The organism is Cohnella sp. GbtcB17, from assembly GCF_019091135.1.
Lineage (GTDB): Bacteria > Bacillota > Bacilli > Paenibacillales > Paenibacillaceae > Cohnella.
The window spans coordinates 77,367-101,656 of sequence record NZ_JAGXJW010000025.1; the positions used below are offsets into that span (position 1 = coordinate 77,367).

Below are 24,290 nucleotides of genomic sequence, written 5' to 3' on the forward strand. Positions count from 1 at the left end.
CCGTTCAAGGAGGCGAGACCGATCGAAGCGAAGCCGCTGACCAAGCGCAACCATTATGAGGAGATCGCGATGCAGATCCGCCGCCAGATCGAGGACGGGCGGCTGAAGCCGGGCGACAAGCTGCCGTCGACGCGGGAAATCTCCGAGCAGTTCGGCGTCGGCCGTTCGACGACGCGCGAAGCGCTGAGCGCCCTGAAGGCGATGGGGCTCATCGACATTCGCCAGGGCGGCGGCTGCCGGGTCTCCGCGGCGCCACCGGCCGGACATGCGCCGATGGGCGGCGCGGCGGGCGTCGAGCCGCCCGAGCTTTTGTCGCTGCGGGACGACCGCAAGACGCTGCTCGAGCTGCTCGAGGTGCGGCAGACGCTCGAGGTGTCGATCGCCTCGATCGCCGCCTCCAAGCGCACGAGCGAGGACCTTGACGCCCTGCGCGCGCTTCAGTTCGAGATGGAGGCCGCTATCGGCGACGATGTCGAAGGCGAGCGGACCGACCTCCAGTTCCACCTGCTGCTCGCCAAGGCGACGCGCAACGACATCATGATCTCGCTGTTCGCGTCGATCACAGGCCAGATGGAGCGGGCGATCCGCGACATTCGCCGCGTCGAGCTGTACGCCAACCGCTCCGTCGCGCGCAGGCTGTTCGAGGAGCATTCGGCCATCCTGGACGCCGTCGCGGAGCAGGAGCCGGTCGCGGCATCGCTGCGCATGAACGAGCATCTCGCGCACGTGGAGCGGATGCTGCTGCGGCATCTATAAGCCATTCATAACCGAAATAGGAAGGACGAGGCTGCGCGCTTCGTCCTTTTATTCGCGTTTGGTTGCCTCCACCCGTCGCCGCCGCAGCTTGTTCCTAACCGAGAACAAAATGGCGAGCTGCACCGTCGCAAGGCTCTGTATGTTCCTGACGGGGAACAAATCTCCATGCAAACCCATCGCCACCCGTAGCTTGTTCCCAACAGAAAACAAAATGGCGCGCCGCACTATCGCAAGGCTCGGTTTGTTCCTAACAGAGATCAAAAATGATGTGTAGCCCCACGCAAGACTTCGTTTGTTCCTGACCGGGAACAAATCCATTTGCACGCCCGCCGCAACTCTCAGTTAGTTCCTCAAAACAAACAAATCCTATTCTACCTCCCATCACGTGGCATGCCATTTATTTCAAACGGACATCAGATCGCAAACGAACTATTACTGGGCAACGGCGGCACAATAACGGCACGGAACACCTCTATTCCTCGGCAACGGCGCATCGTAGCAATAGCTGGGACACCTTTATTTATTGACGTATTAAGTGTCACTTCTATAAAATGGAATTATTTTTTGAAACATAGTTTCATCCAGTAAAACGAAGGGGGGGGGTTACATGACTTACGAATTTTACGGACTTGGACCACGTCCAACTGGCCGCCCGTAAGGATGCGGAGCGGAGGCAAGGAATTTTTTTAATCTCTTATTAGGTTGGCCTGAGATTCCAAAGCCTGAAAATTTAAAAAACGCGGCGGCGTTTGGTTTCTATGCGGATTGCATCAGGTCCACGTCGGCGTTCAAAAAGATTTCGTTCCCGCGACAAAAGCGCACCCGGCGTTCCATGTGCGGAATCTGGATGCGCTGCGTGAACATTTGCAACGCAATCGCGTGGCGATCATCGACGATGAAGCGAGAGCGATGAAGGGGTGCGGCGCTTTTATTTAAACGATCCCTTCGGGAATCGACTAGAGTTTTTGGAGTGGCTTTCGCAACCGTGAGCGAATAATTGGGTCGCTAATAAAATGTTTGCGCTCAGCCCAGCAAAATCCCCAGCAGCTTCTCTCCGGCGAACGCATACAGCGCCATCATCGGCAGCTTGCCGAGCGCGGTGCCCGCGATATAGGGCAGCGGCCGGATCCCCGCGGCCGCCGCGTACAAATTGACGAGCGGCTGCGGCAGGAAGGGCACGAGCCTAGCCACAAAAATGAACCAAAACGGCCGCCGTCCCAGCCGCTCGGCGAACGCCTGCAGCTTGGGGCTACGGGCGAGCCAACGCTCTGCGGCGTCTGCGAGAAAAAAACGTGCGTAAACATACATAAGCACGGCCGCGACCGTCGCGCCAAACCAGCTGATCAGCGCGCCGCCAGGCGCGCCGTACGCGTAAGCGGCGATAGCTATGAATAATTTATAAGGAAGAACGGGAACGAACGCGAGCGCCACAGCGAGCAGCAGCATCGTCCATAACGATAAGGAACCGCTTTGCATCCAGGCGAGCAGCTCGTTTTTGTATAGCCAAAATCCCCATACGACAAGGCCGTAAATGACGATAGCCCATCCGATTTTTTTCATCGCTGCACCTTCCGCCGACGAATCGCCGTTTTTACGTTAACCCGTGTCGACTGCCGGCTTTTTTTCGCCGACGATTCCTTCGTTCAGACTACCGCATTCGGCCGTATGACCGCAACCGCCGCCGATCGTGCAGACAAGCTGCCGCGAAGCTCACATCCGACTTGCTTCATGACGGGTTGGCGCATATACTAATCCAGATATCAATGCCGGTTGGACCAACCTGCCGTTCAAACCGCAGAGGAGCAAGAGGCCGATGACCCTGCACAAAGGACAAACGAATCTTCGCAAAATGAGATTGTTCGATACGGAAAACATCCACTCCGGCGATGACCGGGACGAATATGAAAAGGACTACGCGCGGCTCATTCAATCCCCCTCGTTTAGGCGGCTGCAAGGTAAATCGCAGGTGTTCGGCGCCGGCAGCGGGGACTACTATCGGACGCGTCTGACGCATTCCATCGAGGTGTCGCAGATCGCCCGCGAGGTGGCCCGCCGGCTGGGCAAGCAGTACGAGCTGCTGAGCAGACGGGAGCATCCGGGCCTTATGATCGACCCGGAGGTCGTCGAGGTGGCGGCGCTCGCTCACGATCTCGGTCATCCGCCGTTCGGCCACAAGGGCGAAGAGGTGCTGAACGATCTGCTGATGGAAGAGTTCGGGCTGAAGTACGAGGGCAACGCGCAAAATTACCGCATTCTGATGTTTCTCGAAAAGAGGGCCGGGAGCGACAGCGGACTTGACCTGAGCGCGTCGGTGCTGCTCGGCATCAACAAGTATCCTTATAACCTCGACGAGCCGGGACGGCTCAAGGGCGTTTACCATATGGAATGGGAAGGCATCCGCTATCTGCGAGACTTGTGGGGCATGCCCGACGGCTGCGCGACGCTCGAGGCCCAGCTCATGGACCTGTGCGACGATATCGCTTATTCGACCCACGATCTGGAGGACGGCATCCGCGCGGGCAAAATTCCGATGAGCCGGACGCTGTTCGAGGACGAGCGCATCGTGGCGGCGCTTATTCAGGAGATCAAGGACGATCCGGGCAACCACAGCATGAACTGGGAGCAGATCGATTTGCCGTCCATGGTGCGCACGGTGCTGAGCGGCTATCTGGAGCAGTGGGAGCAGATCTACGTCGATTGCGGAGGCGAGCCGTCGCGGGCGAGGCGAGAGATGAAGGCGCGCTGGGTGCGCAAGTTCGCCAATCAGGTGGGCATTCTGGACGACCCGGCCAAAGGCTGGAAAAAGGTGACGTTCATCCGCGACGGCGCGCAGGACATTGAGCTATTGCGGACGATGGAGATTTTGAAAAAGCTGGCTTGGGTGACGTTGATCAAGGACTTTCGCGTGCAACGGCTGCACAAGCGAAGCGAGGTCATGATCCGCAGGCTGTGGGGCAGCTTCAAGGAGTACGAGACCGGCAAGCTGATCATCCCGCCGGACTGGCACGAGAGCTACGAGCAGCACAAAGGCCGCTGGCAGTGGGAGCGGCTCGTGGCGGATTATTTGTCGGGTATGACGGACGCGTATGCGGAAAAGGTGTATGCCGAGTTTTTCGCCAGCCGCTCGGGATCGATTTACGAACGCGACTGAGTTCGTGCGGGCGCCGCTTGACCCTGACATTAATGGCAGGGTGTATGCTGGAGGCAGCCGGGAAGGAAGGAGGCGGTCACGCATGAAAATCGGGGAGTTGTCGCGCAGAACCGGCGCGAGCATCCGGTCGCTTCGCTATTATGAAGCGCAGGGCTTGATCGCGCCGCTGCGCGAATCGAACGGCTACCGCGAGTATTCGCCGCTGGCCGAGGAGCAGGTGCGCACGATCCGGTTTTACTTGCAGCTCGGACTTACGACGGAGCAGATCGCCGGGTTTTTGAATTGCGTGCTGAGCCGTCCGGAGACGTTTTGCACCGAGGTGCTGCCGGTGTACGAGAGTAAGCTGGCGGACATCGAGGCGCAGATCGCGCAGCTGACGCGCATTCGGGACAATCTGACCGACCGCATCGCTTCCTTCCGCGGCGAATCCCAGCAGGGCGAAGGAGAGTCGATGCGAGATGAGAGAAGCGAACGACGTTAATTTTGAATCTGCGGTGCGGCCTTCGGGCGTGACGCTGGTGGACTTCGGGGCGACCTGGTGCCCGCCGTGCAAGGCGCTGCTGCCGGTCATCGAGACGCTTGCCGAGGAATACGGCGAACGGGTATCCATCGTCAAGGTCGATACGGACGAGTCGCCCGAGACGGCATCAAGCTTCGGCGTAATGGCCAACCCGACCGTCATCGTGTTCAACGACGGAGAGCCGGTGGAGAAGCTCGTCGGACTCCGACCGATTGACGCCTACCGATCGGTGCTGAACCGGTACGTGCCAAATTGATCGATTTAGCGAGAGCGGAAAGCCTTCAAGTCCGATTGACTCGGATTGAAGGCTTTTTGGCGATGCGCCGGCTGCACGGAAGGAGCGGGGGCTGCCTACGACTGCCCGCGTCGATTCGGCGATAACGCCACTTGACATACCCTACGGGGGTATATTATATTGAAATTATCAACAACACAAGGAGGCCGTTATCCGTGAATACGACTTTAAAAGTAGAAGGCATGTCCTGCGGGCACTGCGTGAATAGCGTGGAGGGCGCGATTAAGAAGCTTGGCGCGGAGGCGAAGGTCGATCTGGCATCCGGTTCGGTAGCGGTGAGCTATGACGAGAGCAAGCTGGGGCTTGCCGATATTAAGACGGCGATTGAAGATCAAGGCTACGACGTCGTTTAACGAAATCAAACATGCGATTCCCTGCGAAGGAGCCATCCGCCGATGGCTCCTTTTTGGCGTACGGGGAGCTGGGACGATATTCAGAATCTGCCGCCCAATTGCTGTTCTGCGATCTGTACGAGTCTTTTTGTGATATTGCCGCCGATCTGTCCCGCTTCGCGTGTCAGCATATTGCCGTAATAGCCGTCCTGCGGGATCTGGAAGCCGAGCTCCCGGGCGATCTCGAACTTCAACTGCTCGAGTGCGGCGCGGCATTCGGGAACGACGAGCTGGTTGTTTCTGGCCATGTCTATCACCTCCGTTGATGGAGGTTATTATATCGATTGGCAGTTCCTTCTATTCAGCCGTCTAACCGCTTTTTAAGGATACGAATTGTTTCACGTGAAGCAACATTTTATGTCATTAATCGACTAATCGCGACGTTTAACTCCATTAATTATTGATGATTCCGTCCATCCATGAAGGAGGCGGGCGGGAATCCCGTCAGTTTTTTGAATATTCGGTGGAAATAAGACAGATCCCGGTAGCCGAGATATTCGGCTATCTCGCCCGCTGTAAGCAGCGATTCTTTAAGCATATAAACCGCCGTCTTGATCCGCATCGCATGCGTGTATTCGCTGATCGTCTGGCCCGTCGAGCGCTTGAAAAGCGCAGCGGCATGGTTGGGCGTACGGCCGATCGCCGCGCCGAGCTCCTCTTTCGTGATTTTCTCCCGATAGTGGCCTGCGATATAAGCTTTCATCCGCTCGGTCAAGAGCAGGGAGGACGGACTTGGCGGTTCCTTCTGCAGCTCGCGGCTCCACACGGCGGCAAGCTCGAGCAGGATCGCCTCGCAGCGAACGCTCGCGTAAGGCGCTTGTTCCTGCCATTCGCCGTGCAGCGTCCGGAGCCGGTCGGACATCCACTCGAATGGCGCGCATTTTGCGACTAGGGGTATGCCCTCGTCGAGCAGCGGAAGACCGGTCGCCGATTCGCGCACGGCGAGCAAGGCCGCGTACTTTTCGTGAAAAACGTTCGCCGTGGCATCCGTTTCGAAGCTGGCGCCTGCCGGTACGTAGACGATATCTCCCTTCGAGGCGGCGTAAGCGGTGTCGTCGATTCGCATATGGATTTTGCCGTAGGTGACGACGGCCAATAAATCGTACGGCCTGCGGGCGTCCGTGCGAGACGCGGCAGTATCCCCGCGGTCCAGCCGAAAATCGATCAAACAGAGGCGCGACATTCAAAGTTTCCTTTCTGATCGTACAATGGTCCATTAATCATACTATGCTTCATATTCAACCGGCAATTCAAAGTCTAATATAGAAGGATAATGTCGAAGCAGGCGATAAAGAGAGGAAGAGCAATTTGAGAAAAACGAAAATCGTATGTACGATGGGCCCGTCCTGCGACTCTACGGAGACGCTGAAACGGATGATCGGAGCCGGCATGAACGTCGCGCGTCTTAACATGGCCCACGGCGAGCTCGCCGACCACAGCGGCCGAATCGCGCGCATTCGCGAAGCGGCGGCCGAGATGAACGCGCTCGTGCCCGTGCTGATGGATATCAAAGGACCTGAAGTGCGCATCGGCAAGCTGGCCGAGCCCGGCGAGCTGAAGGCCGGCGATACGCTTGCGTTAACGACCGAGATCATCGTCGGCGATTTGAAGCGCATATCGGTCAACTATAACGAGCTGCCGCTCGTCGTGAAGCCGGGCAACCGGATTCTGATCGACGACGGTCTCATCGAGCTGACCGTGACCGATGTGACGGACACCGAAGTAATCACGCGCGTCGTGAACGGTGGGGTCATCAAGTCCAACAAAGGCGTCAACCTGCCTGGCATCAAGACGACGCTGCCGGGCGTGACCGAGCGCGATATTATGCACATCAAATATGGCGTCGGCGAAAACGTCGACATCATCGCGCCTTCGTTCGTGCGCCGCGCCGAAGATATCCTGCAAATTCGCGGCTTACTCGAAGAACTGGGCGCGACGCACATCCAGATCATCTCGAAAATTGAGAACGAGGAAGGCGTCGAAAACCTGGATGCCATCATCGAAGTGTCGGACGGCATCATGGTCGCCCGCGGCGATCTTGGGGTCGAGATTCCCGTCGAAGAGGTGCCGATGATCCAGCGCCAGATGATCGAAAAGTGCAACCGCGCGGGCAAGCCGGTCATCGTCGCGACGCATATGCTCGATTCGATGCAGGTCAATCCGCGTCCGACGCGCGCCGAGGTGAGCGACGTCGCCAACGCAGTCATCCAGGGCGCCGACTCGGTCATGCTGTCCGGGGAATCGGCGGCCGGCAAGTATCCGGTCGAGTCGGTCGCCACGATGTCTAACATCGCACTCAAGGCCGAATCGATGCTTGATTACAAGGAAGAGTTTTTGCAGCGCGCCAGGGTCCAGCCGCAGGCGACGACCGAGGTTATCAGCCAGGCGGTCGTCAGCTCGGCGCTCGAGCTGAACGCGAAGGCAATCCTCACGCCGACGGAAAGCGGGTTCACCGCGCGAATGGTGTCCAAGTACCGTCCGAAGGCGCCGATCGTCGCGATCGCCTACGACGACAAAGCGTTGATGCGTCTATGTCTGTTGTGGGGCGTCATCCCCGTCAAAGGGACGAAGGAGCAGTCGACGGACGATGTCATTGCGGCAGCCGTTCGGCATGCCCGTGCAAGCAGACTTATCACCTCGGGCGATCACGTCGTCATCACGGCGGGCACGCCGATCGGCAAGTCCGGCGCGACCAATCTGATCAAGATCGAGCAGGTTGTTTAACGGCATTAAACGAATAAGAAAGCGCCGTTCCTAAGCGGTGCCAAGCGGGATCCGACGGGCGAACAGCCGGGATCCCGCTTTTTGTTTCGAATGGACCCTTTGGCCCCACTGAACGTCTGCTTCATTATGGAAATAGGCACGCTTATGTTACAATCGGCACCAAAGGCAATGCCACGAGCATCACAATACGGCGAGGGCGAGGGGAGCAAATTGGACTTTCGGATCGAACGCGACTTTCTTGGAGAAAAAGAGGTTCCGATCGACGCGTATTACGGCATTCAAACGATGCGCGCGGTCGAAAATTTTCCGATCACCGGCATTTTTGTGCATCATGAGCTGATCGTCGCGTTGGCACATGTCAAAAAAGCGGCTGCGCGCGCGAACGCGTCAACCCATATGCTGACGCAGCCTATCGCGGACGCGATCGTGCAGGCGGCGGACGAGATTATAGGCGGCGGATTGGCCGACCAATTTATCGTCGACTCGATCCAGGGCGGAGCAGGCACCTCCATTAATATGAACATGAACGAGGTGCTCGCGAACCGGTTGCTCGAGCTGATGGGCAAACAAAAGGGCGACTATTTTCACTGCAGCCCGAACAATCACGTCAACATGTCCCAATCGAGCAACGATGCGATCCCGACGGCGATCAAGATCGCGGCGTACCAACAGGCGCATCGGCTCCTGGAAACGCTGCAATCGCTGCAGGAAGGGTTCGAACGCAAAGCGTCGCAGTGGGACAGCATTATCAAGATGGGGCGAACGCATCTTCAGGATGCCGTGCCGATCCGTCTCGGGCAGGAATTCGGCGCCTACGCAGCCGTTCTCGGTCGCGACGTCAAGCGCATCGCCAGCGCGACCGGGCACCTGTTGACGGTAAACATGGGCGCGACGGCCGTCGGCACGGGGCTTAACGCCAAACCCGAATACATAAAGGAAGTCGTGCGGCTGATGGCCGAGGATCTCGGCATCGCCCTTGCGTCCGCGGACAATCTCGTCGACGCCACGCAAAATACGGACGCCTATACGGAGCTGTCCGCGGCGCTCAAGGTATGTGCGGTCAACCTGTCCAAAATTTGCAACGATATCCGGCTCATGGCGTCGGGACCGCGCGCAGGCCTCGGCGAGCTGGCGCTGCCCCCGAGACAGCCCGGCTCGTCGATCATGCCCGGCAAGGTCAATCCGGTTATGGCGGAGGTCGTCAACCAGACGGCGTTCCAGGTGATCGGCAACGATCATACGATCTGCCTCGCATCGGAGGCGGGCCAGTTCGAGCTTAACGTCATGGGACCGGTCATCGCGCTGAATCTGCTTCAATCGCTGCGCATTTTGCGCAACGCCGTCGACGTGTTTATTCAATACGCGCTGGACGGCATGGAAGCGAATTTCGAACGTTGCGCGACCTACGTGCGCGACAGCTTCGGCATCGTGACCGCCCTCAATCCGCATCTGGGCTACGAGGTCGCCGCGGGGCTCGTCAAGGAAGCGCTCAAGACGGGGCAGCCGATCCGCGACATCATTCTTGAGCGGGCGCTGCTGACTCCTGAGGAGATCGAAGTCATCCTCGATCCTTATCAGATGACTTCGCCAGGCATTGCGGGAGAATGGCTGCTCGGCAAAAACGGGGATTTGTAGTCTGACCCGTTGCAAACAAACAAGCATAATGAAGGTGGAAGCTCGGAGGGGATCAAATTGCCATTCGAAAAGAGGACGCTCGGCCGCACCGGCCTGCAGGTAACGCCGATCGGATACGGTTCGATGGAGCTGCGCGGCGATCGCGTATGGAGCGGCCGTCCGATCGACGACGCGGAAGCGGGGCGCGTGCTGAACGAGGTGCTTGACCAAGGCATTAATTTTATCGACACCGCCTACTCCTACGGCATCGCGGAGTCGTTGATCGGCAATCATCTCGCCCATCGCCGGGACGAATACTTGCTTGCCACAAAGTGCGGCCGGGATACCGTCGACCGCGGCGATCATATCGACACGCCGCACCGTTGGGACAGGCGTTTTTTAACGGAGAGCTTCGAAAAGAGCCTGCGGCGGCTGAAGACGGATTATGTCGACCTGCTGCAGTTGCACGGCCCGATGCCGGAGGATGCGGAGCGCGAGTCGCTCGTCTCGTTTTTGCGGGACATTCAACTGTCGGGCAAGGTGCGCTGGATCGGCATCTCCAGCTTTTTGCCGGCCGCTGAGCATTTTATCCGGGCAGGTGAATTCGATACGTTCCAAATGCCGTATTCGGCACTTGAGCGCGCGCACGAGTCGCTCATATCCAAGGCGGCAGCTCAAGGCGCGGGCGTCATCGTCCGCGGCGGCGTCGGCAGAGGCGAGCCCGGCGCAGGGCTTGGCCAGCAGGACCAATGGGCGTACTGGGAGCGGGCGAGCATGGACGAGCTGCTTGACGTTGGGGAGAGCCGAACCGGCTTTATGCTGCGCTTCACGCTTAGCCATCCGGACGTTTCGACGATCATCGTCGGCACGAAAAATCCTGCGCATCTTCGCGAAAACGTCGCCCAGGCACAAAAAGGGAAGCTGGCGCCGGACGTTTACGAAGAAGCGAAGCGCAGGCTGTCGGCGGCAGGCTCCGTCGTGGCGGAAGCTTAATTCTCCTCCGTCGTCGCGTACAGGATTACACACCTCACTCAGCGGGTAAGAAGGGAGCATAGCTATCCATTCTGCCACCTGGGAGTGATTAGATATGAATCAAACGAATCGCGTGCTGATCGTCGTGACGAACGGCAAACAGCTGGACGGCGGGCCGCTCGCCGGCGTATGGTGGTCGGAGGTCGCGGAGCCGATCGAGGAGTTCGCCGCGAGAGGCTATGAAGTGACGATCGCGAGTCCCAAAGGAGGCGAAGCCCTCGTCGATCCGGCGAGCATGAAGGAAGCCGGCGAAGGAGCGGAGCATTCATATAAAAAATGGCTGTCGGACACGATGCCGCTAAGCAAGGCTAAAACGCAGGATTACGAGGCGATCTTTCTTGCCGGCGGCCACGGTGCGATGTTCGATCTGCCGCACGACGTTCATCTTCAGAATCTGCTGACGGACTTCGTCACGGCGGGCAAGCCGATCGGCGCCGTCTGCCACGGCGTCGCCGGTCTCGTCGGCGCGAAGCTGGATACGAGCAATCGGCTCGTGGAGAACAAACGGCTGACCGGCTTCACCAATGCGGAGGAAGCCGGAACCCCGCTTCAGGGCCGGCTTCCGTTCTTGCTGGAAACGAGGCTTCGGGAGCTTGAGGCAAAGTTTGTCGCCGGTCCCGACTTCGCCGAGCATGTCGAGGTCGACGGAGGCCTCGTAACGGGCCAAAATCCCGCATCCTCCCGTGCGGCGGCGCGGGCGGTCGCCGAGCTGATCGCCGCCGATAAGCCGCTTGAGCATCGTCAAGGTCGCGTGCCGGGAGGTGTGGCGCGATGAACGGGTTAAACGAAAAGCAGCTCGCCAAGCTGACGGAGCTGCTGCTGGCGGAGAAGTCGGAGATTGACCGTCACTTCGCGATGGAAGCCGACGACGGGACGACATCGATCACCGACGATACGGGCGAGCTGTCGTCCTACGACAATCACCCGGCGGACCTCGGGACCGAGACGTTCGAGCGGGAAAGGGACGCCGCGATCGACCAGCGGTACTTCGAACGCAGGGAAGACGTCGAGCGCGCCTTGGCCAAGCTTGAGGACGGCACGTACGGACTGTGCGAAGCGAGCGGGGAACCGATCGGATACGATCGGCTGGAGGCGATGCCTGCCGCCAGATACAGCATCGACCATGTCCCGACCGAAGACAATGCGCGGGGAGACTATCGGCCGGTAGAGGAAGACGTCATGACGCGGCCGCCGTCCGGCGCGGGCGAACATCGCCAGCGGCAGGCCGGACGCTTCGACGATGCCGACGCCTGGAAGACGCTGGAGGAATACGGCAACGCTTCGGATACGCAGACGACCGGCGTCGATACGAACCAGGAACGCTAATCCCCTGGCAATGAAATCTGCGAGCACGGCGGATGAGAGCATTCTCATCGCGCCGTGTTTTTTATTTTAGCAACAATTGGCGGTCATTGTCGTCTATACCCATAGAGTCGATAGTCACTATCGATCATACTACGGGAGCTTGGAGGCTATACGATTGAAACGGATTTTGAAAATGGCGCTGCCGCTGTTGTTCGCGCTGCTGCTGAGCTTGCCGAGCGCGCCGCAGGCCGTCGCCGCGAAGCTCGCCGACATCACGGTCTATTTGGACGGCGTGAAGCTGCCCGCCGACGTGCCGCCCTACATCGATCCCAAACTGGGCGCGACGATGGTGCCGATCCGCACCGTAAGCGAAGGCTTGGGCGCTTCGATCGTTTGGACGCAGAAGACGCAGACGGCCGCGATCGCCAAGGATGGGGAGACGATTATACTAACGACCGGCAAAAAGACGGCGACCGTGAACGGGAGTCCGGTGCCGCTTGACGCGTCCGTGCAAAATAAGGCGGGCCGAATCATGGTGCCGCTTCGCTTTATCGGGGAAAATCTCGGTCTTGACGTCGTCTGGGACCCGGCGGCCCGTTCCGTCGTCATGCGCACGATAAACGGCGGCAATGACGGCCAAACCGGTGGAGGCGATCCAGGAGGCGACCCGGGCTCCAATCCGGGCTCAGATCCGGGCACGGAGCCAGGCTCCACTCCGGGCAGCGATCCCGGCAATGGCGGCTCGAAGCCACAGGGCTTGCGCGGTGCGTGGATATCGACCGTCTTCAACCTGGACTGGCCGTCTGCCGCCGCCTCCGGCAATATGAACAAGCAAAAGCAGGAGTTCTCGGCAATGCTCGACCAGTTTCAGCGAATGGGCCTGAACGCCGTATTCCTGCAAGTGCGTCCGGCATCGGACGCCTTGTACCGATCGACGCTCGTGCCTTGGTCCAAGGTGCTCACGGGCACGCAGGGACGCGATCCCGGTTATGACCCGCTGGCGTACCTGATCGAGGAGACGCACCGGCGCGGCATGCAGTTCCATGCGTGGTTTAACCCGTTCCGCGCCAATACGGACACGAAGACTGCTTCGCTCGCCAGCAATCATGTGTCGGTGCAGCATCCCGAATGGATCGTGACGACGGGCACGACTTCGTATATCAATCCGGGCATTCCGGAGGCGCGGCAGCACATCATCGATACGATCATGGAAGTCGTGAACGGCTACGATATCGACGGCGTGCACCTGGACGATTATTTCTATCCTTCGAGCGGCGTGTTCAGCGACGACGCGACGTTCGCGCTGCACAATCCTTCGGGCATTCTTCTCAAGACCGATTGGCGGCGCGACAATATCAATGCGTTCGTGCGAGACCTCGGCGTCTCGATTCACGCGGCCAAGCCGAACGTATCTTTCGGGATCAGCCCGTTCGGCGTATGGCGGAATAAGGCTGTCGATCCGACCGGCTCCGATACGAAGGCGGGCGTGACCGCGTACGACAGCATGTTCGCCGACGTGCGGACGTGGATCAGGCAGGGCTGGATCGATTATGTCGCACCGCAAATTTACTGGAGCATGTCGAATGCCGCTGCGCGTTACGACAAGCTGGTCGACTGGTGGTCCGGCGAAGTGGCGGACACGAACGTGGAGCTGTACATCGGCCATGCGACCTATAAGCTGGGCACTACGGAAGCCGGCTGGCAGACGTCAGGCGAGATCGTTAACCAGCTTAAATACAATGCCGCGCGCCCGATGGTGCAGGGCGATATTTATTACAGCGCATCGTCGCTCCTCAAAAACACGCTGGGCATCGCGCAGGCGCTCCAAAATTACTACGGTCAAAACTAAGGACTTATAACGCTTAACGCAGCGCACACATCCTAAATAAACGATGCGAATCCCCCGACGCCGGCGATCGGGGGATTTTGGCATGTTAAGCGCCCGAACGTTGCGGGTAATGAGAGGCATTCGCCGGAATCGGCCGGAGAGGAGAGGTTGTCCATGATTGAGATGATAACGTTTAAGCTGGTCATCGCGATCTTCGGTCTCTGGGTCATGACGCGGCTGCTCGGGAAAAAGGAAATCTCCCAGTTGACCGCGTTCGACTTCGTGTCGTCGCTTATGCTGAGCGAGCTGGTCGGCAATACGATCTACGACAAGGACGTGAAGCTGGTTCACTTGCTGTACGCGCTGGCGCTCTGGACATGTTTGTCAATCGGCCTCGAGAAGCTCAGCATCCTGTTCCCGCGCCTCGGCCGTCTCGCGAGCGGCAAGCCCGAGCTGATTATACATAATCGCAAAATTTTGTATCGCGCGATGAGGCGCAACAATCTGGACTTCGAGCAGCTTCATGCGATGCTCAGGCAGAGCGGGGTGTTTGCGATCAGCCAGGTGGAGTACGCGGTGCTGGAGACGAACGGCAGCCTGAGCGTCATGCTCAAATCCGATATAGAGGAGGGGGAGCGCGAGGATCTGAAGCCGCCGACCGCGGAGGTCGTGCTTCCGGTGGCGCTCGTCGTCAACGGGCGAATCGATGCGGCCAGCCTGCGGGAGATCGGAAGGGACGGCGGATGGCTCGTCCGCGAGCTTGAGCGGCGGGGCATCGAGGACATCAGGAGTGTGCTGTACGCCGAATGGAGCGAAGGCGAAGATCTGTACGTCCAGCGCAAGGACTGACAAAATACGGAAGGGGCGACTTGCCTGGCCCGCTTCTTGTGCGTTATAATTTTGAAGCCAATTCTATTAAAGAGGAGTATGAAGATGGGAAAAGTATTGATCTTCGGTCACAAAAACCCCGATACGGATACGATCTGCTCCGCGATCGCTTACGCGGCGCTTAAGAACAAGCTCGGCGTCGAAGCCGAAGCCGTTCGCCTCGGCAACGTAAGCGCCGAGACGCAGTTCGCGCTCGACAAGTTCGGCGCGGCCGCTCCGCGTCTCGTCGAGACGGTCGCCTCCGAGGCGAAGCAAGTCATTCTCGTCGACCACAACGAGCGCCAGCAAAGCGCCGCAGATATCGATCAGGTGCAGGTGATCGAAGTGATCGACCACCACCGGATCGCCAACTTCGAGACGAGCGCGCCGCTGTATTACCGCGCCGAGCCGGTCGGCTGCACAGCTACGATCCTTAAGAAGCTGTACAAGGAAAACGGCGTCGAGATCGAGAAGAACGTCGCGGGCCTGATGCTCTCTGCCATCATCTCCGATTCCTTGCTGTTCAAGTCGCCGACCTGCACGCAGGAAGACATCGACGCCGCTCGCGAGCTGGCCGAGATCGCCGGCGTCGACGCCGATGCGTACGGCCTAGACATGCTGAAGGCAGGCGCGAACCTGCTCGACAAGTCGATCGACGAGCTCGTCGCGCTTGACGCGAAGGAGTTTTCGATGGGCTCCGCCAAGGTCGAGATCGCGCAAGTGAACGCCGTCGACGTGAACGACGTGCTGTCCCGTCAAGGCGAGCTCGAAGACAAGCTGAACGGCATCATCGCGGCGAAGGGACTCGACCTGTTCCTGTTCGTCGTGACCGACATCCTGAACAACGATTCGGTCGGCGTCGCCCTGGGCAAGTCCGCCGCGATCGTCGAGCAAGCTTACGGCGTCAAGCTGGACGGCAACAAGGCGACCCTCAAGGGCGTCGTGTCCCGCAAGTCGCAGATCGTGCCGGTGCTTACGGACACGTTTAACAAGCAATAATCGGATCGGCGCGGATCGTTGATCGCGCACCCGCAGAAGAAGCCGCCTCGCGAGGCGGCTTCTTTGCGTCGTTATTCGGTCGTTCGCAGCGGAAGGCGGAAGCGTCGGTGCGCGGGTTCGCTGGTATGCGGGTTCGCTCAGACGCCGGCTTGCTCTAGGCCGAAAGCTTCGGCGATAAGGCGGTACGAGCGCAGCCGCGCCTCGAAGCTATGCGTCACGGTGACGATCATCATCTCGTCGATGCCGAGGCGCTCGGACATCTCCTCGAGCTGCCGCTTGACGGACGCCGGCGTGCCGACGATCCGGCGGTGGGCGCCGGACGCGATTCGCATGCGGTCGTAATCGGTATAAGGGTACGCCTCGGCGGTCTCGACGCTCGGGAAGCGGTCAAGCAGGCGTCCGCTCTCCAGCGACAAGAAAAACAGCTCGGTGCTCGAGGCCAGGCGGCGCGCCTCCTCCTCGGTATCCGCGCAGACGACGTATACGGCGGCGAGCAGCTTCGGCGCTTCGTTCAGCGCGGACGGCTTGAAGCGGTCCTTGTAGTGCTGCACCGACACTTCGCTGTCGGGGACGCCGAAAAATTGGGCATAACCGTAAGCGGCCCCGATCTCCGCGGCGATGGCGGCACTGCCGAAGCTCGATCCTAGCAGCCAAAGCTCGGGCGCCGTCGGAATGGAGGGCGAAGCCGTCAGTCCTTTGAACCTGTGCTTTTCGGGCAGCGCATCGTTCAGATAGCCGATCAGATCGGCGACCTGCTGCGGATAGTTGTCAATGTGCGAGACTTTGCCTTCCTGCAGCGCGCGGGTCGAGATCGGCATGCCGCCCGGCGCGCGCCCGAGGCCGACGTCGATGCGTCCCGGATGAAGCGCCTCGAGCACCCGGAAGTTCTCGGCAACCTTGTAGGCGCTGTAGTGGGACAGCATGACGCCGCCGGAGCCGACCTTGATGCGCTGCGTATTGGCGGCCAGATGGGCGATCAGCACCTCGGGGCTCGAAGACGCGAGCGCGTGGGAGGCGTGATGCTCGGCAACCCAATAGCGGTGATAGCCGAGCCGGTCCGCTTCTTTGGCCAGCTCGGTCGTCTCGCGGAGCGCGTCGGTCGCGGTGCGCCCTTCGGCGATTTGCGATTGATCCAGAATGCTTAATTTCATAATGCCTTCACCTCGGCGATCGGATTTGTGCGTTCCAGCTTGCGTATTTTATCTGTGATTTATAATCGCACATTTAACGGCAAAACGCCAGCGCTCTTTGCGCGCAAGACGAGAATGAGCCGCGGACGATGCGCAGCCGTTGGACTTTTCAAATCCGCTGGACTAATATTATGGAATAAAAAAACGGACGCGCGGGAGGTGCTTCCATGGAGCTCACGCTACAGGACAAGCCGGATGAATCGAGCTGGCGCGAGGCGCTCGCGCTGTACCATGAAGCGTTCCCGGCCGAGGGCCGCAAACCCGATGCGATCTTGGCCCGCATGTTCGAAAAGCGGCTCAGCTTGCTGGCGGCGGGCAGGGAAGACGGCGTCATGAAGGCGATGGCCGTTTGCGGCGTCCTGAAGGGACCGAAGCTGCTGCTGATCGATTATTTGGCGGTTCGCGAGAGCGATCGGGGCCGCGGCGTTGGCACAGTCTTTGTGTCTCTGATCGCCGATTGGGCCAGAACGCAAAAGCTCGACGGCCTGTTGATCGAGGCAGAGGCGGAGGACACGCCGGACAACGCGGCCCGCATCCGGTTTTGGGAAAAATGCGGGTTCGCGCGCACGGCTTACGTCCATCAATATATTTGGGTGCCGGAGCCTTACCGGGCGATGGTCCGATACTTCGAGCCGGACCGCTTTCCGGCGCCGGAGGGCAAGGCGTTGTTCAAGCATATCAGCGAGTTTCACGGGAGGTCGTTCAGATGACGGAATCCGTCTACCGGTCGCTCGACCGGGATTATATACTGGCATTTCTGGCGCGCTTGCTCGGCTGTCCGAGCCCGAGCGGCTATTGCATGGAAATCGCGTCGATGCTGCAAGAGGAGGCCGCGAGACTCGGCTACGCCAGCGAGACGACGCCTAAAGGCAACGTGATCGTCACCGTGCCGGGGCGCGAGGACGGGGCGGCCATCGGCCTGTCCGCCCACGTCGATACGCTCGGCGCGATGGTGCGCGCGGTCAAGGCGGCCGGCACGCTGCGGTTCACGCCGATCGGCGGCTATGCGATGCAGACGGTCGAAGGCGAATACTGCACCGTGCATACGCGCGACGGACGTAAGTACGAAGGAACGGTGCTGTCCACGAAGCCGTCGGTCCACGTCTATTCGGACGCCCGGGAATGGAAGCGCGAGGAAGAAAATATGGAGATTCGGCTGGACGAGTACGTCCGCGCCAAAGACGACGCGCTTGCCCTCGGCATCGCGCCCGGCGACTTCGTGTCCTGGGATCCCCGGACACGGATCTATCCGAACGGCTGGATCAAGTCTCGCCATCTGGACGACAAGGCGAGCGTCGCAGCATTGTTCGGACTGCTCGAATGGCTGAAGCGAACGGGCCGGACGCCGGTCAAGACGCTGAAGCTCGTCTTCTCGACGTACGAGGAGGTCGGGCACGGCGCCGCCTGGATTCCGGCCGACATCGAGGAGCTGATCGCGGTCGATATGGGCGCGCTCGGCGACGATCTGTCCGCGACGGAGCGGGACGTCTCGATCTGTGCCAAGGATTCGTCGGGGCCTTACGACTACGGCATGACGACGCGCCTGGTGGAGCTCGCGAAGCGGGAGGGCATTCCGCATGCGGTCGACATCTATCCGCATTACGGCTCGGACGCCACGGCCGCGCTTCGGGGCGGCAGCAATGTGCGCGCCGCGCTCATCGGACCCGGCGTGCACGCTTCGCACGGCATGGAGCGTACGCATGCGGACGCCATATTGGGAACGGCCGCGCTGCTGATCGCGTATGTTGCGGATTAACGGCAGCCATGAGGCCGGCGGCGTCGAACGGGAAGGGGGCGGCGGCGCTTCCGTCGGTTTGTCGAGGGGAAGGCCGGCGATCGGTCGTTTGCGCAGACTACCTTCGGTCTATCTCGTCCTGACCGCTTTGCTCTGGATCAAGATGGCGCTGCTCCGCTACTTTACGTTCGGCGAAGTCGCCTGGCGCCATGTCGGCGCCGACGCGGCCGCGGTAGCGGCGCTGGCCAGTCTTGTGGCCTTGATCCTGCCCGGCCGGGGCCGCTTCGTCGCCTGCTGGCTGTTCGACGCGCTCGTGTCGATCCTATTGCTGGCGGCAACGCTTTATTTCGCTCACTTCGGCTCGATGCCGACGTATACGGCGCTGCTGGAGCTGAACCAGGTACCGCAGGTTCAGGCCAGCGTTCAATCGACGATGAACCCGCTCTATTATTTGTATTTCGCCGATTTGCCCGTATGGGCGGCGGCGCGCTTCGTCTGGCGGAGGCGTCCGGCCATCCGGGTCGCTTCCGCCGCCAATCGCAGATGGTTGGCCGCGGTCGCGCTCGTCGTCTGTGCAGGCATCGTCGCGACCGACGTCCGACAGGGGCTTGGCATCGACAACGAGCTGGCCGCCGCCGATCGCGAAGGCTTTTTGAGCTACCAGGTCATCGCCGCGATCAAGGCGAATCGCGAATCCCGGCAAGCGTCGGCGGCCGATCTGGCGCAGACCGTAAGCGAGGTCGATGCGCTGCAAGCGTCGTTCCCCTATCGCAATAGTGCCAACGCCGGCGCGATGCCGGCGCATTTCGGCGAAGCTTCCGGCAGCAATCTGATCGTGCTCCAGCTCGAGGCGTTCCAGAACTTCCCGCTTCATCTGAAGGTCGGGGGACTTGAGGTGACGCCCGTGCTGAACAAGCTGGCGGACGAATCGTATTATTTTCCCCGCGTCTACCAGCAGATCGGGCAGGGCAACACGTCTGACGCCGAATTTATGGCCAACACATCGATCTATCCGACCGCTAAGATCGCGATGTCCACGGGCTACGGCGACAGAGCGCTGCCTAGCCTGCCGCGTCTATTGCAGCGGGAGGGCTACAAGGCTTTTACGTTCCATGTGAACGACGTCAAGTTCTGGGATCGCAACCGGCTGTATCCGGCGCTTCATTTCGATCAATATTTCGACAAGCCCTATTACGAGAACGACCGCTTTAACGAATTCGGCGCGTCCGACGAAGAGCTATATCGGTTCGGCCTGGAGGAGTTGACGAAGACGAGCGCGGCGGGAACGCCGTTTTACGCGCAATTCGTGACCGCTTCAAGCCACTTCCCGTTCAAGGTGCCGAAGGACCGCCAAAGGCTGCAGGTGCCGGACGCGCTGGAGGGCACGCAGCTCGGCGATTATTTGATTGCGGCGAATTATACGGATTATGCGATCGGCCAGTTGATCGAGGGGCTTAAAAAGGAAGGGCTGTGGGAACGTACGACGCTCGCCGTATACGGGGACCATTACGGCCTGCAGCCGGACGACAACGATCCTAAATGGGTAAGCGACGTGCTCGGCATCAAATACGACTCGCGCATCTCCCGCATGAACATTCCGTTCATCGTGCATACGCCTGGCCAGCCGAGCGGAAAGCGGGTAGACCAGGTCGGCGGGCAGCTCGACATGATGCCGACGATCGCCAACCTGCTCGGAAAGAAGCCGCGCGACGCCGGCATCGTCGCCTTCGGTCATGACCTGCTGAATATCGACCGCAACGTGGTCGGCAGCCGATATTACTTGCCGACGGGCTCCTTTTTTAACGACGATGTGCTGTACGTACCGGGCACGGGCTTCGAAGACGGCAAGGCCGTGTCGCTCGACACGATGGAGCCGGTCAACGACCTGTCGCCTTATCGCGGAGACTACGACTATATCATGAAGCTGATGGGGCTGTCGGACCGCTATGTCCGCCTGCTCCCGAAGCGATAAGCGGCAATATTCTGAAGCGGCATCAAAAGAAAGGCAGCTTAATCGACTTGCGGTAGAGGGGATACAGCCATTTGACGCCGAGCGAGGTCAGCGTATCCGCGACCAAGTGGGAGGCGTAGCCGGCCGCTGCGACGACGGCGATGCCAGGGATGTTCCGCTCGGCTTCGAGCTCCCGGCCCAGCCAGTACCAGATGGCCAGCGCCCAGACGGTATGGGTCATGCCGCGATGCTTCAGCCAAGGCGCCCATGCCGTATAAGCGCCGAGGCCGATGAGCCACGTCTGGCCGCTTCGGTAGCCGGCGACGGCCAGTCCGATGCCGACGAGGGAGACGAGGCCGTTGCGGATCGTGCCCGAGGACACCGACATGAGCACGAGCATGAGCGGAATGCCGATCCAGCCGAGCACCGCCGGAACGGCCTGGCCGGTCGAATATAGATATAGCGCGACAGCGGCAGCGACTACGCCGCCGCCGAGTGCGCCGCGATGGATCGCTCTGGAGAGGCCGCCGAGCTTGGCGCTCAGCATGTTCGTCCCGTCCAAGTCGGGCGCGAGCGCGGACAGGGCGGCTGCCGCTATGTAGGCGGAGGATTGAATCGGACCGGGCGGGTAATAGCAGGCCGCGGCGGCGCCGATGACTAGACCGATGGCGAGATGGGTAGAACCTTTCATGACGAGAACCTCCGTAAGTCTGGTTTGGCGATGGCAAATGCAAATGCAAATGCAGGCATGCGAACATTTGTTTGACTATTATACCTGCAGGACGAAATTTCCACAACCGCGCTATAATGAATGCTAGAGGTGATCGCGATGGCGAAGAAAAAAGCAGGCGCGCCGCGCAGGCCGGCAGCTCGGGAAGAACAACCAGCGGCGTTGGGATCGACGCTAAAGGATTTGCTGAGCGCGGAGACGCTGCAAAAGCTGAAGGCGCGCGCGGATTCGATCAAGGAAGAAGACCGGAAGAAGGCGGAGGAGAAGCGGGCGGCCGAAGAGGAGGCCAAGCGGGCGGAGGAGAAGCGGCTCGCGAGCGACTTCGGGCATTTGCTGGACAACAGCCGTCTCGATTGGAAATCGTTCAAGTAGCAGGAAGGCTCGACGAAAAAGGGACCGGGGCCGCTTTGTAAGCGGCCTTCGGTCCCTTGGCATTCGTTCGGACGTTATTTGTAAGATAGCGTATCGATCATTTCGCCGACCGTATCTTGATATTTTTCCACGTTGCCGGGCTCGGCCGTGTAGGTGACGATATAAGCCTTGTCTTTTTCGATGATCGCCGCCTGCTGCCAATGCAGATCGTATTGGCCTTGCTTGCCGGTATATTCGAGGAAGAAGGCGTTGTCCTCGTCGGACTTTTCGGAGCTGACGAGCTTGAAGTCCGTGATCATTTTTTCAAGTGCCTTTTGCGTCTCGGCCGCATATTGATCGATCGAGCCTGTAGTGGCGCCGCCCAACTCCTGGACGACCAGCGTCACGTTTTCTTTAAAGGCATCCGAATCGCCTTCGGACGGCGACAAAAATGCGGCGCTTACGCCCGTAATGTCGGTCTGCACGGTCCAATCCTTCGGATATTGAATGCTGTAGCCGTCGTCGGCGTCCTCGTACAGCTGGAAGCCCGATTTAAGCGCTCCAGCGGAAGGAGCGGCGGCCTCCGACGCGGAGCCGGCATTTTCGCTGGCGCTCGGACTGGCATTCGCGCTCGGGCTTGCGTCTGCGCTGGCGCTTGGACTGGCTGACACGGTTGCGGTCGCCGTCGCCGCCGGGCTTTCCGTCGCTGCCGGTTCATTGTTGTTTCCGCTGTTTCCGCATGCGGCCAGCATCAGCGCCAGACCGAGCGGGGCCGTCCATTTGATGATGGAATTCGTTTGATTTGCCTTGATTTTCATGACTTCTCTCTCTCCCTTTTTTCTGTCGGATGTTCAAATCAGATAAATGTGGTACTTTGTTGAATGTACACCGCAGCGCCGAATCGAAAACGCAAAAACGAAAATTTTAGGGAATTTTTAGGGCAAAAGCGTCCGCTCGGCGATGAAAACGATGTCTTTGAGGCATTGATCGGCCCTGTCCCGCGTATAATCCTTTTGCTTGGATGGCCGCCATCATGGTAAGGTACAAGAAGAGCCTGCGTGCGGCAAACGGACATGGCAGACAAGGATAAAGAGAGATAAAGGGGGACGGAGCTTGAGCGATATGATCAACAATGCCATAGACTGGCTGCTGGAGACGACCAATCTCCAAGGATTCTATGTGCTGCTCCTCACCGTGCCTCTGGCGATCATACAAGGTTTTTTCGGCATTTTTCCTTTTTCCACGCTGATCTTTTTGCAGATCTCTGCGCTGGGCCTGGTCAACGGTCTGATCACGAGCTGGCTCGTCGGCATCGTCGCGTCGCTGGTCGTCTATTACGCGTGCAAGTACTTGTTCGCGGACTGGTTCGACCGCAAGATGAAGGCGAAGGCCGGACGCTACGAAAAGTGGCAGGGCTACTTCATGAAATACGGCGTCTGGTCGATCATTTTCCTGCGCACGCTGCCGATCATGCCGAACAACGTCATTTCTTTTATGGCGTCATTGTCCAAAATTTCGCATCGGTCGTACATGGTATCGTCGCTTGTCGGCGTCATGTCCCATATCTGGCTGTTCGGCATCGTCAGCTCGTCGATTTTATTCCCCGAGACCGATATCGGATTGCTGATCGGATCCTATTTACTGTTTTGCGTGGCGCTGACCGGCATTTTCGCGGCGCAGCTGCTGCGGGAGCGCAGAAGGGCTAGAGGCGTCTGACGCCGGACGCCGGAAGGAGCGACATTCGTTTGAAAAGATTCAAAAAGTTTTATATCGAAATTACGAGCGTATGCAACCTGGCTTGCTCGTTCTGCCCGCCGACCGAACGGAAGGCGAAGTTCATCAAGATCGAAGACTTCGCGCTCACGCTCGATCAGGTCAAGCCGTTTACGGATCATATATACCTGCACGTCAAGGGCGAGCCGATGCTTCATCCGAAGCTTGATCAGCTCATGGATTTGAGTCACGACAAAGGGTTCAAGGTGAACCTGACGACCAACGGCACGCTGCTGCACAAGGCGGGACCGAAGCTGCTCGGCAAGCCGGCGCTCAGACAGATCAACTTTTCGCTGCATAGCGAAGGACCGCATATGGAAGCGCCGAATAAGGAAAATTACGTGCTCGGCATCGTCGCATTCGCGAAGGAGGCCGTGCGGTCGAGCGGCGTCACGATCTCGCTGCGGCTGTGGAATCTGGAGCAGGACAACGCCGAAAACGCCGCTATAGGCCGCAACCGCGACATTTTAACGCTGCTCGAACGCGAATTCGGACTCGAACGTCCGATTGAGGAAAGCTGGGAACGCGGCAAAGGCTTGAAGCTTGCCGAGCGCATCTATTTGAACCAGGACCATGAGTTCAAATGGCCGGATCTCGCCGAGCCGGAGGACGAGGGCAGAGGCTTCTGCCACGGACTGCGTAATCAGGCGGGCGTACTGTCCGACGGCACGGTCATCCCCTGCTGTCTGGACGGCGAAGGCGTCATTAATCTCGGCAATATTCACGAGCGGCCGTTCGCCGACATTATCGAGGGCGAGCGGGCGAAGCGCATGTACGACGGTTTTTCCCGTCGCGAAGTGGTCGAGGAGCTGTGCAGAAAATGCGGCTACCGGCAGCGATTCGGCCTCGGGAGCCGTGCATAGACATGTACGAATGGAAGGCAGAGGCTGGCGGAACGCGCTGTCGCGCGGGCGTTGCTGTGCCTGTAAGCATCAAAATGGTGTTTGCGATACTCAAGTGCGCCGCTGCATGGCCAGTGCCGTGCCTGTAAGCACCAAACTGGTGCTTTCGCAACGCAAGCCCGCCACCGCGCGGGCGTAGTTGTGCCTGTAAGCACCAAATCTGTGCTTGCGAAAC

25 protein-coding genes and 1 pseudogene are annotated in these 24,290 nt (G+C 59.5%); 20 read left to right on the top strand and 6 right to left on the bottom strand.

What is annotated here, in order from left to right; genetic code table 11:
* The first annotated feature begins 36 nt into the window (after positions 1 to 36).
* Together KVT38_RS15505 and KVT38_RS34790 are read left to right on the top strand one after the other, a co-directional pair.
* Positions 37 to 756, top strand: coding sequence for a FadR/GntR family transcriptional regulator (locus KVT38_RS15505; RefSeq protein WP_256454862.1), 720 nt, complete (start codon positions 37 to 39; stop codon positions 754 to 756).
* 629 nt (positions 757 to 1,385) lie between these two features.
* Positions 1,386 to 1,745, top strand: a pseudogene (locus KVT38_RS34790) (VOC family protein).
* Positions 1,746 to 1,779: 34 nt separating this feature from the next.
* Here KVT38_RS34790 and KVT38_RS15510 read toward each other — a convergent pair.
* Positions 1,780 to 2,316 carry a TVP38/TMEM64 family protein gene (locus KVT38_RS15510; protein WP_217594632.1) on the bottom strand — a complete coding sequence of 179 codons (537 nt, stop codon included), beginning with the start codon at positions 2,314 to 2,316 and terminating at the stop codon, positions 1,780 to 1,782.
* Between the two features lie 253 nt (positions 2,317 to 2,569).
* On the opposite strand from KVT38_RS15510, the gene KVT38_RS15515 reads away from it, so the two are divergent.
* From KVT38_RS15515 to KVT38_RS15530, 4 genes are all read left to right on the top strand, one after another.
* Positions 2,570 to 3,907, top strand: coding sequence for a deoxyguanosinetriphosphate triphosphohydrolase family protein (locus KVT38_RS15515; RefSeq protein WP_483298175.1), 1,338 nt, complete (start codon positions 2,570 to 2,572; stop codon positions 3,905 to 3,907).
* 82 nt (positions 3,908 to 3,989) lie between these two features.
* On the top strand, positions 3,990 to 4,388 hold the full coding sequence (locus tag KVT38_RS15520) for a MerR family transcriptional regulator (RefSeq protein ID WP_217594633.1): 399 nt from the start codon (positions 3,990 to 3,992) through the stop codon (positions 4,386 to 4,388).
* Positions 4,366 to 4,683, top strand: a complete 318-nt coding sequence (locus KVT38_RS15525) for a thioredoxin family protein (RefSeq protein WP_217594634.1) — start codon at positions 4,366 to 4,368, stop codon at positions 4,681 to 4,683. Before KVT38_RS15520 ends, KVT38_RS15525 begins: the two co-directional genes overlap by 23 nt.
* A 194-nt stretch (positions 4,684 to 4,877) precedes the next feature.
* Entirely contained in the window at positions 4,878 to 5,075 is a 198-nt protein-coding gene (locus KVT38_RS15530; protein ID WP_368859106.1) for a cation transporter, read from the top strand.
* Between the two features lie 80 nt (positions 5,076 to 5,155).
* Here the strand turns inward: KVT38_RS15530 and KVT38_RS15535 are convergent, their stop codons facing one another.
* Together KVT38_RS15535 and KVT38_RS15540 are read right to left on the bottom strand one after the other, a co-directional pair.
* On the bottom strand, positions 5,156 to 5,362 hold the full coding sequence (locus tag KVT38_RS15535) for an alpha/beta-type small acid-soluble spore protein (protein ID WP_217594635.1): 207 nt from the start codon (positions 5,360 to 5,362) through the stop codon (positions 5,156 to 5,158).
* 149 nt (positions 5,363 to 5,511) lie between these two features.
* Positions 5,512 to 6,297 (bottom strand): helix-turn-helix domain-containing protein, encoded by a 786-nt coding sequence (locus tag KVT38_RS15540; RefSeq protein ID WP_217594636.1) that lies wholly within the window; start codon positions 6,295 to 6,297, stop codon positions 5,512 to 5,514.
* 125 nt (positions 6,298 to 6,422) lie between these two features.
* On the opposite strand from KVT38_RS15540, the gene pyk reads away from it, so the two are divergent.
* From pyk to KVT38_RS15580, 8 genes are all read left to right on the top strand, one after another.
* Entirely contained in the window at positions 6,423 to 7,838 is a 1,416-nt protein-coding gene (gene pyk / locus KVT38_RS15545; RefSeq protein WP_217594637.1) for a pyruvate kinase, read from the top strand.
* Positions 7,839 to 8,006: 168 nt separating this feature from the next.
* Positions 8,007 to 9,473: an aspartate ammonia-lyase gene (gene aspA, locus KVT38_RS15550; protein ID WP_217594638.1), complete on the top strand. Its 1,467-nt coding sequence runs from the start codon at positions 8,007 to 8,009 to the stop codon at positions 9,471 to 9,473.
* 57 nt (positions 9,474 to 9,530) lie between these two features.
* Positions 9,531 to 10,445 (top strand): aldo/keto reductase, encoded by a 915-nt coding sequence (locus KVT38_RS15555; protein WP_254639254.1) that lies wholly within the window; start codon positions 9,531 to 9,533, stop codon positions 10,443 to 10,445.
* Between the two features lie 94 nt (positions 10,446 to 10,539).
* Entirely contained in the window at positions 10,540 to 11,259 is a 720-nt protein-coding gene (locus KVT38_RS15560) for a type 1 glutamine amidotransferase domain-containing protein (RefSeq protein ID WP_217594639.1), read from the top strand.
* Positions 11,256 to 11,810: a TraR/DksA C4-type zinc finger protein gene (locus tag KVT38_RS15565; RefSeq protein WP_217594640.1), complete on the top strand. Its 555-nt coding sequence runs from the start codon at positions 11,256 to 11,258 to the stop codon at positions 11,808 to 11,810. Before KVT38_RS15560 ends, KVT38_RS15565 begins: the two co-directional genes overlap by 4 nt.
* A 172-nt stretch (positions 11,811 to 11,982) precedes the next feature.
* Complete coding sequence (locus KVT38_RS15570) at positions 11,983 to 13,638, top strand: family 10 glycosylhydrolase (RefSeq protein ID WP_217594663.1); 1,656 nt, start codon at positions 11,983 to 11,985, stop codon at positions 13,636 to 13,638.
* A 153-nt stretch (positions 13,639 to 13,791) separates the two neighbouring features.
* Positions 13,792 to 14,466, top strand: coding sequence for a DUF421 domain-containing protein (locus KVT38_RS15575; RefSeq protein WP_217594641.1), 675 nt, complete (start codon positions 13,792 to 13,794; stop codon positions 14,464 to 14,466).
* An 84-nt stretch (positions 14,467 to 14,550) separates the two neighbouring features.
* A complete protein-coding gene (locus KVT38_RS15580; protein ID WP_217594642.1) occupies positions 14,551 to 15,483 on the top strand; it encodes a manganese-dependent inorganic pyrophosphatase in 933 nt (310 codons plus the stop codon).
* Positions 15,484 to 15,620: 137 nt separating this feature from the next.
* Here KVT38_RS15580 and KVT38_RS15585 read toward each other — a convergent pair whose 3' ends face one another.
* Positions 15,621 to 16,637, bottom strand: coding sequence for an LLM class flavin-dependent oxidoreductase (locus KVT38_RS15585; RefSeq protein ID WP_217594664.1), 1,017 nt, complete (start codon positions 16,635 to 16,637; stop codon positions 15,621 to 15,623).
* A gap of 203 nt (positions 16,638 to 16,840) precedes the next feature.
* Here KVT38_RS15585 and KVT38_RS15590 point away from each other — a divergent pair, with 203 nt between their 5' ends.
* From KVT38_RS15590 to KVT38_RS15600, 3 genes are read left to right on the top strand one after another with little or no spacing between them, the layout of a single operon-like run.
* A complete protein-coding gene (locus tag KVT38_RS15590) occupies positions 16,841 to 17,383 on the top strand; it encodes a GNAT family N-acetyltransferase (RefSeq protein WP_217594643.1) in 543 nt (180 codons plus the stop codon).
* Entirely contained in the window at positions 17,380 to 18,429 is a 1,050-nt protein-coding gene (locus KVT38_RS15595; RefSeq protein WP_217594644.1) for a M42 family metallopeptidase, read from the top strand. Before KVT38_RS15590 ends, KVT38_RS15595 begins: the two co-directional genes overlap by 4 nt.
* The gene (locus KVT38_RS15600) at positions 18,416 to 20,380 is read left to right on the top strand and encodes an LTA synthase family protein (protein WP_217594645.1); all 1,965 of its coding nucleotides are present in this window, start codon (positions 18,416 to 18,418) and stop codon (positions 20,378 to 20,380) included. The genes KVT38_RS15595 and KVT38_RS15600 overlap by 14 nt, the downstream gene beginning before the upstream one ends.
* Positions 20,381 to 20,402: 22 nt before the next feature.
* Here the strand turns inward: KVT38_RS15600 and KVT38_RS15605 are convergent, their stop codons facing one another.
* The gene (locus KVT38_RS15605) at positions 20,403 to 21,050 is read right to left on the bottom strand and encodes a metal-dependent hydrolase (RefSeq protein ID WP_217594646.1); all 648 of its coding nucleotides are present in this window, start codon (positions 21,048 to 21,050) and stop codon (positions 20,403 to 20,405) included.
* Between the two features lie 138 nt (positions 21,051 to 21,188).
* Here KVT38_RS15605 and KVT38_RS15610 point away from each other — a divergent pair, with 138 nt between their 5' ends.
* Positions 21,189 to 21,461 carry a YqkE family protein gene (locus KVT38_RS15610; protein ID WP_217594647.1) on the top strand — a complete coding sequence of 91 codons (273 nt, stop codon included), beginning with the start codon at positions 21,189 to 21,191 and terminating at the stop codon, positions 21,459 to 21,461.
* A gap of 74 nt (positions 21,462 to 21,535) precedes the next feature.
* Here the strand turns inward: KVT38_RS15610 and KVT38_RS15615 are convergent, their stop codons facing one another.
* Entirely contained in the window at positions 21,536 to 22,258 is a 723-nt protein-coding gene (locus KVT38_RS15615; protein ID WP_217594648.1) for a PsbP-related protein, read from the bottom strand.
* 304 nt (positions 22,259 to 22,562) lie between these two features.
* Here KVT38_RS15615 and KVT38_RS15620 point away from each other — a divergent pair, with 304 nt between their 5' ends.
* Both KVT38_RS15620 and KVT38_RS15625 read left to right on the top strand, forming a co-directional pair.
* Entirely contained in the window at positions 22,563 to 23,156 is a 594-nt protein-coding gene (locus KVT38_RS15620; protein WP_217594665.1) for a TVP38/TMEM64 family protein, read from the top strand.
* A 29-nt stretch (positions 23,157 to 23,185) separates the two neighbouring features.
* Positions 23,186 to 24,076 carry a radical SAM/SPASM domain-containing protein gene (locus tag KVT38_RS15625; protein WP_217594649.1) on the top strand — a complete coding sequence of 297 codons (891 nt, stop codon included), beginning with the start codon at positions 23,186 to 23,188 and terminating at the stop codon, positions 24,074 to 24,076.
* Positions 24,077 to 24,290 lie beyond the last annotated feature (214 nt).

Bases quoted from the DNA above. Each gene is read 5' to 3' on its own strand.
- KVT38_RS15520 (WP_217594633.1), top strand. From the start codon at position 3,990: ATGAAAATCGGGGAGTTGTCGCGCAGAACCGGCGCGAGCATCCGGTCG.
- KVT38_RS15590 (WP_217594643.1), top strand. From the start codon at position 16,841: ATGGAGCTCACGCTACAGGACAAGCCGGATGAATCGAGCTGGCGCGAG.
- KVT38_RS15610 (WP_217594647.1), top strand. From the start codon at position 21,189: ATGGCGAAGAAAAAAGCAGGCGCGCCGCGCAGGCCGGCAGCTCGGGAA.
- KVT38_RS15600 (WP_217594645.1), top strand. From the start codon at position 18,416: ATGTTGCGGATTAACGGCAGCCATGAGGCCGGCGGCGTCGAACGGGAA.
- KVT38_RS15580 (WP_217594642.1), top strand. From the start codon at position 14,551: ATGGGAAAAGTATTGATCTTCGGTCACAAAAACCCCGATACGGATACG.
- KVT38_RS15540 (WP_217594636.1), bottom strand. From the start codon at position 6,297: ATGTCGCGCCTCTGTTTGATCGATTTTCGGCTGGACCGCGGGGATACT.
- KVT38_RS15615 (WP_217594648.1), bottom strand. From the start codon at position 22,258: ATGAAAATCAAGGCAAATCAAACGAATTCCATCATCAAATGGACGGCC.
- KVT38_RS15525 (WP_217594634.1), top strand. From the start codon at position 4,366: ATGAGAGAAGCGAACGACGTTAATTTTGAATCTGCGGTGCGGCCTTCG.
- KVT38_RS15535 (WP_217594635.1), bottom strand. From the start codon at position 5,362: ATGGCCAGAAACAACCAGCTCGTCGTTCCCGAATGCCGCGCCGCACTC.
- KVT38_RS15595 (WP_217594644.1), top strand. From the start codon at position 17,380: ATGACGGAATCCGTCTACCGGTCGCTCGACCGGGATTATATACTGGCA.
- aspA (WP_217594638.1), top strand. From the start codon at position 8,007: ATGCCACGAGCATCACAATACGGCGAGGGCGAGGGGAGCAAATTGGAC.
- KVT38_RS15605 (WP_217594646.1), bottom strand. From the start codon at position 21,050: ATGAAAGGTTCTACCCATCTCGCCATCGGTCTAGTCATCGGCGCCGCC.
- KVT38_RS15565 (WP_217594640.1), top strand. From the start codon at position 11,256: ATGAACGGGTTAAACGAAAAGCAGCTCGCCAAGCTGACGGAGCTGCTG.
- KVT38_RS15620 (WP_217594665.1), top strand. From the start codon at position 22,563: ATGATCAACAATGCCATAGACTGGCTGCTGGAGACGACCAATCTCCAA.
- KVT38_RS15560 (WP_217594639.1), top strand. From the start codon at position 10,540: ATGAATCAAACGAATCGCGTGCTGATCGTCGTGACGAACGGCAAACAG.
- KVT38_RS15515 (WP_483298175.1), top strand. From the start codon at position 2,570: ATGACCCTGCACAAAGGACAAACGAATCTTCGCAAAATGAGATTGTTC.
- KVT38_RS15510 (WP_217594632.1), bottom strand. From the start codon at position 2,316: ATGAAAAAAATCGGATGGGCTATCGTCATTTACGGCCTTGTCGTATGG.
- KVT38_RS15570 (WP_217594663.1), top strand. From the start codon at position 11,983: ATGGCGCTGCCGCTGTTGTTCGCGCTGCTGCTGAGCTTGCCGAGCGCG.
- KVT38_RS15575 (WP_217594641.1), top strand. From the start codon at position 13,792: ATGATTGAGATGATAACGTTTAAGCTGGTCATCGCGATCTTCGGTCTC.